Here is an 8,302-nt window from a genome sequence, read left to right as displayed (position 1 = left end):
CGACAAGACACCCGAAAGCTACACCGCAGGACTCCACCTACGCGGATCCATCCTCTGGCTACGCACCCTGCCAACCCCATGATCCGAACCCAGAACAGGCCCTAGAGCCCGTCGGTCACAGCTCGGACGGGGAGCCCTGTGCGGCGGGAGCGGTGGGGGTCCCGGGGGTGGTGCCCGAGGCGATCCGGGCAGCGGCGCGGGCGCGGACCAGCGAGACGATCATGTCGGCGGCCAGGAGGAGAACCGTGAGCCAGGAGATCATGGCGACTCGGTCGAACGCGGCCACCCAGGAGCCGTTGGCTGGCAGGTCGTGCCGGGCCTGCACCTGGAGGATGTAGAGCGCGCTGAGAGCCAGGCACGCGGCGGGGGCGACGCGCAGCAGCGGCCGGGCGCGGGGGATCCGCAGCGCGGCGGCGGTCAGCACGGCAACCACGAGTCCCGCCAGCGGGGCGACCAGCACCACGCTCGCCGCCCCGGTGGCCAGGGCCGTGAGCAGCGTCGACCGGCCCGACACCCGGAGGGCCGGGCCCGGCCCGGCCCGCCAGGGATCCGCCGTCGGCAGATCAGCCCGGCCTGGACCCGCGGTGCCCGCTCGGGCGACTCCGCCGGTGCCGGTGCCCGCGGGGATGTACTGGTAGCCGACGAGATGGCGCCAGCTCCGGCCGCGGTGGCGCTGGTACGCCCCGACCAGCAGGATCGCCAGGCTCAGGATGCCCGTCACCACCGACAGTTTCAGCGCGATGCCGACGACGTGCTGCGGTGCCCAGTCGAGGAGGACGGTGAAGCTCCCGGCGCTCGGGTCGATCCGCCAGCCGTTCGCGTATCCGTCGACCAGGTGGGATTCGCCGAGGTCCTGGCCGTTGACGCGGGCCGTCCAGCCGGGGGAGCGGCTTTCGCCCAGCACGAGCCAGAACGGTTTGCCCGGGGTCGCGGCGCTGACATCCACGCGGAACGAGGTGTCGCTGGTCGCCTCGACCTTCACGGTCGGTGCGGTCCCGCCCGGAACGGCGGCAGTCCCGGTGCCCGCCCCGGTGGTCGCACCGGCGGTGGCGTCCGTGCCGCTGCCGGTGGCGTCGAGCCAGGCTCCGCCGCCGGCGGCGGAGGCCAGCAGCAGCCGGTCGACGTCGATCCCGGTCAGCGCGCCGTTGGAGGTGCGCACCACGTGGTCACCCGCGTTGAGGGTGACCGGTGTCCCGCAGGCCCGCACCGTCAGTCCGGCGCGGCCGGCGGCGTCCTTGATGCTTCCGGTGACCTGGATCCCGACCGGTGCGCCGTCGATGGTCAGCAGGTCGGTGCGGCAGGGGGCGGGAATGTCCGCGGTACCGGTCGCCGCCGTTCCGGTGGTCCCGGGAACCGCGGTGATCGTCAGGCCGGCCGCGGCTCCGGTGACAGCGCCGGTGTCGGCACCGGTGGCCGTGGCGGTGGCGGGTGAGCCGGCGGTTCCGGGGGCGGTGGTCGCGGCCGAGCCGCGGCCCGTTCCGCCGGCGGTGCCGTCCAGGCCCGGTACGGCGACCTCGGCGATGCCGACCGGCAGGTCCATCACCGCGCCGCTGATCGTGTCGATGCTGGTGACGGTGCGGACGTCGTCCACGACCAGCCGGATGGTGCTGCCGGTGACCGCGGGGAAGGTGAGGCTGACGTTCTGGGCGGCGTTGCGGGTCTGCGAGCTGACCGGCGTGTCGGCGACCGGTGGGACGGCGACCGCGCCGACCCGACGTCCGTCCACCATGATGCCGATCTTCGTGGGTACGGAGTGCCGCCCGTCGGCGACGAGGGCGAGGTTCATCGAGGAGAACGTGACCGGGGTCGGCGAGGTCACCTGGAGCCAGGAGCCGATCTGGCCGCCGATGCCGGGGCTCCACGCCGTGGTGGTGTCGCCGTCGAACGCGCTCGACCCGCGTGCGGCGAGCGCGCCGGGCAGCCGGCCGGAGGAGGTGACCGTCGGCGCGGCTCCGGCCCGGCCGAGGGTCGCGTCCACGAGCTGGTCGGAGGCGTAGGCGGAGAGCCGGGCGGTGCCGGTGAGCGCGAACGTGCGCGCCGTGGGCAGCGTGAACGAGCGTGCCATCGTCGGCTCGGGGTCGCGGCGGAACGGCTCGGCGGGGTTCGCCCGGTCGCGGGACATCTGCAGGCTCAGCCGGTGGTCGAGGGAGGAGGCGCCGGCGGCGTCGAGGGTGTCGGTGGGCAGGCGCAGCACCTCCTCCGCGGTCAGCGGCTTCCCGTCGGTGCCGGGGATCTCCACCTCGGCGAAGCCGACTGCGGACAGCCCGTCGTAGGTGCGCCGCACGCCGAAGTTCGTGGCGTCCACGTGGATGTGCAGCGTGGTGAACGTCCGGGACGGGAAGGTGATCGTCTGGCCGGCCTGGGTGCGGGAGGAGTCCCGCAGGTCGACGGTGACCGGAGAGCCGCCGTCGAAGGTCAGGGTCGCCCTGGTGATCCACCGGTTGCGCGGGCCGTTGAGCGGCTGGACGACGCGGATGTGGTCGGTGGTCGTCGGCTTCGCCAGGTCGACCTGCCAGGCGGCGCCCGCCGGGTCGGTGAACGCGCCGACCCGCCAGGCCGAGTCCAGGCTGCCGTCGATGCCGAGCACCGGGCGGTCGGAGACCCCGTAGGAGAAGGTGTTGCCGTAGTCGGTGGCCCGCACGTCCGCGACCTGGGCCTCCGAGCCCGGTGCGTGCATCTGGGCGACGGTCTGCGACGAGTGGCCGGCGTCGGGGAAGAGCACCAGCCGGTTGTCGTTGGCGTCCTTCGCCAGCGGGGTGACGCCGGGCTGCTCGACGTAGCCGAAGTTCTCCCGGATGCCCGTCCAGCGCTCGGCGCGCAGCCGGTTGGTGTCGCTGACCAGCAGCTCGGCGCCGTCGTCCAGGGCCTGGCGCAGCCGCTGCGGGTCGCTGGCGAGGTCACCGGCGTAGAGGATGGTGCGGCCGTCGTTGAGCACCGCGTCGAGCTGGCCGGTGGCCGCCGCGTCGACGAGGGCCTCCCCGTTGCCGCTGACCAGCAGCGGGGCGTCGGTGCGCTCGGCACGCACGATCGGGTGCGGGTCGTCGACGGGGAAGTCGGCGAGGGCCGGCGGGTCGATGACGTCGGCGTTGGTGCCCAGGGTGATCTCGTCGGTGTAGGGGATGCCCGGGTCCTCCAGCACCGGAGGCCCGAACGTGCGCGGCTCGGCCAGCCCGGCGGGGCGCTGGTTGGCCACGAGGTCCCAGGTCGCGCGCGGGCGCGGGGTCCGGAACCGCTCGTAGGCCAGGTTGCTGCGCAGCACGACGTCCCCGGCGCTCATCAGCCGGGCGATGTCGGGGATCGAGGCCGGGTCGAGCACGCCCTCCTGTATCCGCCGGTCCAGCGAGCGCAGCAGGTCCACGGAGCCGGCGTCGCCGTAGGGGATGAGTTCGCGGACCACGGACGGCCGGTCCATCAGCCCGGACATGACCGGGTCGAGCGTCGTGCCCCAGCGGTAGTGCGCGAAGTCGGCGCCGGGCAGCTCCAGCACCCGGGTCTGCTCCCCGGTGGCGTCGGGGGCGACGGCGTCCAGCGCGCTGGCGAGCTCCTGCTCGTAGCCGGGGATGTCCTCGGGCCGGTCCAGCAGCGGCTCGATGAAGTGCCCGCGGAACAGCGGTGACATGTTCAGCACGAGCAGCAGCGCCACCCCGCCGAACGCCAGCGTCGGCACCGCGCGCCCGCGCAGCCGTAGAGCACCGGCCGTGGGCCGCGGGGTATCGGTCGCGGACGACGTGCCGGCCCGGGCCTGTACGCGGCGGGCCGCGTACCGCTGGTCCAGGACGGCGAGCCCACCGGCGAGCAGCACCGACAGCCCCAGGACGACCATCGGGACGGCACGCGGCAGCGACCGCAGCGCCAGGCCCGCGGTGGAGCCCTCGGCGAAGTCGCGGAACACCCGGCCCAGCGGGGACGGGTGGTCGTACGGGTACACGCCGACCGCGATCGTCGTGCCCAGCGCGATCAGCGCCACGAAGTACGCGCGCTGGCCCCACCGCAGGCAGGACGCGGCGACCAGGGCCAGGATCGGCACCGCGAAGCTGATCGTGATGATCACCAGGCTGCCGGTGTAGTCCTTGGCCGGGCCGATCCACAGGCCGAGCGCGTCCTCGCCGTAGAAGAACCAGTTGCCCAGGCCGCGCAGCACCTCGGACGCCTGCGAGCTGCTCGCCACGGTCTTCACCGTCTCGGTGAAGGCGAGCACGTTCAGCCCGTAGCCGGCCTGGGTGTACAGACCGGCCATCCACCAGGCGGACGTCACGACGACCAGCGCCACCGCCCGCCCGCACAGCGTCAGGGCGGTGCCGAGACGGACCTCCCGGGTGCCCCACACCGCGAACGGCACCCACAGCAGCGGCGCGAACAGGATGAAGATCAGGCTGGACGCGTTGATGCTGCCGATCAGGGTGACCATCAGCGCGAACGCCGCCGGCCAGCGCCAGCCCGAGCGCCAGCGCACCAGTCGCGGGGTGTCCGCGGCGCGGGAGCGGTCGTCCGCGCCGGCTTCGCGCAGCCCCCGCACGGTGATGCCGATCAGCCAGCCCAGGCCCGCGTACGGCAGCAGGATGGCCGAGATCCGCGCCTCGTACTCCAGCGTGTACGGGGTGAGCATGTACCCGAGGGCCGCGATGAACGCGTAGCGGTTCGCCCAGCCGAACGTGCGCAGCAGGAACAGCACGCCGGCGCCCGCGCCGAACAGGATCGAGCCCGTCCACAGCCGCTGCGCCACCCAGTCGGGCAGCCCGGCGAGCTGGGCGAGCCAGTAGAACGCGCCCTGCGGGAACAGGTAGCCGATGTTCTGGTGGGTGACGGTCCCCATGCCGACGTCGGGGTCCCACATCGACACCGCGCGGGCCAGCATCCGGCCCGGGTCGAGGTAGAGGTACGCCTTCGTGTCGGCGCCGATCCGCCCCGGCGCCGTCGCCAGCAGCGGGATGTAGGCCAGCGCGGCGAGTACCAGCGCGGGCCAGGACGGCAGCAGCCGGCGGACCCGGCCGAGCCGCCCCTGCCGGCGCGGGTGATCGGAGGGCGGCGCGCCGCCGGGGCCCGTCGTGGCGCCCGGGGCCGGCCCGTCGGGATGGGCGGCTCCGGACGCCGGAGCGGTCAAGGTCACCGGGGCGCGCCCGAGCGCGAGCTCGGGGCGGGGCGGCGGACGAGCCGGCGGCGGGCGGCCTCGTTGACCAGCGCGAGGTAGGTCGAGCGGGCGGTGTGCTCCCAGGTGAACGTCGCCGCGTGCGCGAGCGCGCCGGCGGAGAGCCGGGCCCGCAGCTCGTGGTCGGACAGCACGCCGGCCAGGGTCTTGCCCAGGTCGTTCGGGTCCTCGACCAGCAGGCCGGACACGCCGTCCGCGACGGCGTCGGTGTGCCCGGCGATCTTCGTCGCGACGGACGGCGTCCCGCAGGCGGCCGCCTCGGTGATCGTCATGCCCCAACCCTCTCTGGCGGAGGCCGAGGTGAGCACCCAGGCACGCCGGTAGAGGTCGAGAAGACCCGCGTCGTCCACCCGGCCGACCAGCCGCAGCCAGTCGCCCGCGCCCGCCGCGGCGATGCGCGCCTCGAGCGCCGGGCGCTCGTAGCCCTCGCCGACGATCACGGCCTCCATCGCGGGGTGCTCGTCGTGCGCCCGGATCAGCGAGTCGATCAGCACGTCGAACCGCTTCACCGGCACCAGCCGGCCGACGGCGAGCACCAGCGGGCGCGGGGAGCGCTCCCCGGCGGGGCTGAACGAGGGATCGATGCCCGGGGGGATCACCGAGATGTTGCCGGCCGGCAGGCCCAGCAGCTCGATGATCTCGTCCCGGGACGACTGGGAGAGGGTGAGGATCCGGGTGCGCCGGTACAGCGGCGGCGCCACCTTGAACTCGATGGTCTCGCCGACCTGGGCCAGCTTGGGGGAGAGCACCATCCGCCACATCGCGCCGTGGACGTGGTGCAGGAACACCACCCGCGGGCAGCGCGCCCAGACGGGGGAGAAGAACGGCATCCCGTTCCAGATCTCGACCAGGCCGTCCCACGGGCCGGTGCGGCCCAGCGCGCCGGACGTCGCCGTCCGCGGGAACACCGAGTACCGGCCGGCCTTGCGGACGATCTGGTAGCCGTTGCGCCGCGTGGTCTCGGGGTGGCCGGGTGCTTCGGCGGTGCGCAGGCTGACGTCGACGCCGGCGGCGGCCCACCGCTCGGCGACCTTGTCGGCGTGCAGTTCGGAGCCGCCCGCTTCGGGGTCGTCCAGATCCCGCCAGGCCAGCATGTGGATGCGGCGCATCCCCGAGGTCTCGACGAGCTCCGCCAGCGTGGGCTGGGCGGGCAGCGTGTCGGCGAGGCCGGCCAGCAGCTGCTCGGACGTCGCCGACGGGACGAACTGCTCGGTCAGCCCGGGCATCCCGGTGCCGACGAGGGGCACCTGCCCGGCGGCGGACGGCGGTGCCGGCAGCGGCGGAATGGTCGTGGGGCGCAGCGAGCCCTCCGGCAGCGTGCTCACGCGCGGGCCGTCCGGCGGGCGGCGGCGAGCACCATCAGCCCGGTGACGACGGCGAGCACGGCCTGGCAGCCGAAGTTCGCCCGCGCGGTCGACACGGGGGAGCCCTGCGCCCAGGCCATGAGGGCGACGGCGGTGCCGGTCGCGACGGCGAGCACGGCCAGCACGGCACGCTTGCCGAGAGCCAGCAGATAGTGGGAGAACAACACGGTCGCTCCGAGACAGGTCATAGCTCCGGCCAGCGGGAGGAGAGCGCCGGAGGCACTGGTGAAACGCGGCCCGAAAGCCAGCGACAGCAGTGTGTCGGGTGCGATCGCCGCTACGGTGAGCAGCCCCACCGCGGGCACCGCGAGTATCGCCAGCGTCGCACCGAGCTGATGCAGCGCATGCTGCCCGAGATGGTTGCGGTCCGCGGCCTCGGGCAGGAGGAACCCGGCCAGGACGATCGCGGCCAGCACGATCACCTTCGCCGCCACGGAGACGGCCGCGTAGGAGCCCGACTCGTCCGGGGCGAGCCGGCCCTGCAGCAGCACATCGATGTTCTGCAGCACACCGAGGAACGCCAGTGTCACCAGCGCGGCGCCGACCTCGATGGCGAGCCGCCGCGGCTCCGCGGTGGCCGCCGGCCCGGCGACCGGCAGCGGCAGCGTCGTCGCCCCGGTGTCGGCGTCGCCACGCCCCGCCGCCGGATGCGATCCCAACCGGCCGCCGGTGAGCCGGCGCTGGCGGGCCGGCGGTGCCGGGAGCTGGGTGGGGGCCGGGAGCTGGGCGGGGGCCGGCGGCGCCTGGGCCTGGGGGCGGGTCGGGTCGGCCTGCATGATCGCCGACGGGTGCCGGCGCAGGCTGTAACGGGTGTGCGCGAGTGCGGCGAGTACCCCGAGCAGCACGGCGATGGCCGCGCCGGCCTCGTCCAGTCCGGCCAGGACCAGCGCGATCGTCGAGCCGCTCTTGACCGCCGCGTCCACCAGCAGGTTCGTGGCGAGCGACGGGTAAAGCCGCCCGCACTGCATCAGCCCGCGGTCGACGCACAGCAGGCACCAGGCCGCTCCGGCGATGATGATCTCGGCGACCCCGCCGGCTCCGGGCAGCGAGAGCTCGCGGGCGACGAACCCGCGCGCGATGATCGCCAGGACGGCGACGGAGAGGACGAGGACGACCCCGGCCCGGCGGACCCGGCCGATCCACTCGTCGATCAGGTCGGCCTGGCCGGTGTGCTGCCAGTTCGTGATCCGCCGGACGACGCCGACGAGCAGGGCGCTGCCCGGCATCGAGACGACGAAGAAGATCGCGAAAAGCTGCGCGACGGCGCCGTAGGAGCGGGTGCTCATGGCCCGCGCGATGACCAGGGTGACCCCGAGGTTGGCCGCGTTGGCGATCAGCCCGGCGAGGGCGAGGGGGATCGCGCCCCGCATGGCCGCCCGGATCCGGTCGCTCTGGCCGCGCAGCCGCTCGGGCGCGAGGCCGGCGAGCCCGGGGAAGGCCGCGAGGCTCGGGTGCTGCCGACGCGGCTGTGTCGCCTGCCCGGGAATCATCGCCGGACCGGGCACTCCCCGCGTGCCGGGCGGCGGCTCCTCCTGCAGCCCCTGGCCCGCTACCTGCGCCGACCCGAGCGGCTGGGACGGGGCCGGCGAGGAATCCCGCCGGCCCGAACGGTGCCGCCCGCGCACCTGCGGGGGAAGAGACTCGGTGGCTGGACCTTGGTTCATCGGTTGTCCCCCGGAGTCGCGCACGCGCGTACCCTCCCCATCACACGGCGTGACATGCGCCCGGGTGTGTATTCACCCGCGCCAGGTCTCGGCGCGGGTGGTGCGGCCCGCGCCAGTCGTGCGGGCTC

3 protein-coding genes are annotated in these 8,302 nt (G+C 74.5%); all 3 read right to left on the bottom strand.

The genetic code is table 11. From position 1 onward, the window contains the following. Positions 1-115: 115 nt before the first annotated feature. From E0504_RS22630 to E0504_RS22620, 3 genes are read right to left on the bottom strand one after another with little or no spacing between them, the layout of a single operon-like run. Positions 116-5,107 (bottom strand): alpha-(1->3)-arabinofuranosyltransferase family protein, encoded by a 4,992-nt coding sequence (locus E0504_RS22630; protein ID WP_131625818.1) that lies wholly within the window; start codon positions 5,105-5,107, stop codon positions 116-118. Next, positions 5,104-6,471, bottom strand: coding sequence for a glycosyltransferase family 4 protein (locus tag E0504_RS22625; protein WP_112108895.1), 1,368 nt, complete (start codon positions 6,469-6,471; stop codon positions 5,104-5,106). Before E0504_RS22625 ends, E0504_RS22630 begins: the two co-directional genes overlap by 4 nt. Next, on the bottom strand, positions 6,468-8,174 hold the full coding sequence (locus tag E0504_RS22620; RefSeq protein WP_131625817.1) for a lipopolysaccharide biosynthesis protein: 1,707 nt from the start codon (positions 8,172-8,174) through the stop codon (positions 6,468-6,470). The genes E0504_RS22625 and E0504_RS22620 overlap by 4 nt, the downstream gene beginning before the upstream one ends. Positions 8,175-8,302: the final 128 nt, after the last annotated feature.

The organism is Parafrankia sp. BMG5.11 (assembly GCF_004337455.1).
This window is presented reverse-complemented; position numbering and strand designations above follow the sequence as displayed.

What these genes read in the sequence shown, in the direction of transcription:
- E0504_RS22620 (WP_131625817.1), bottom strand. Translation starts at nt 8,174, where the DNA reads ATGAACCAAGGTCCAGCCACCGAGTCTCTTCCCCCGCAGGTGCGCGGG.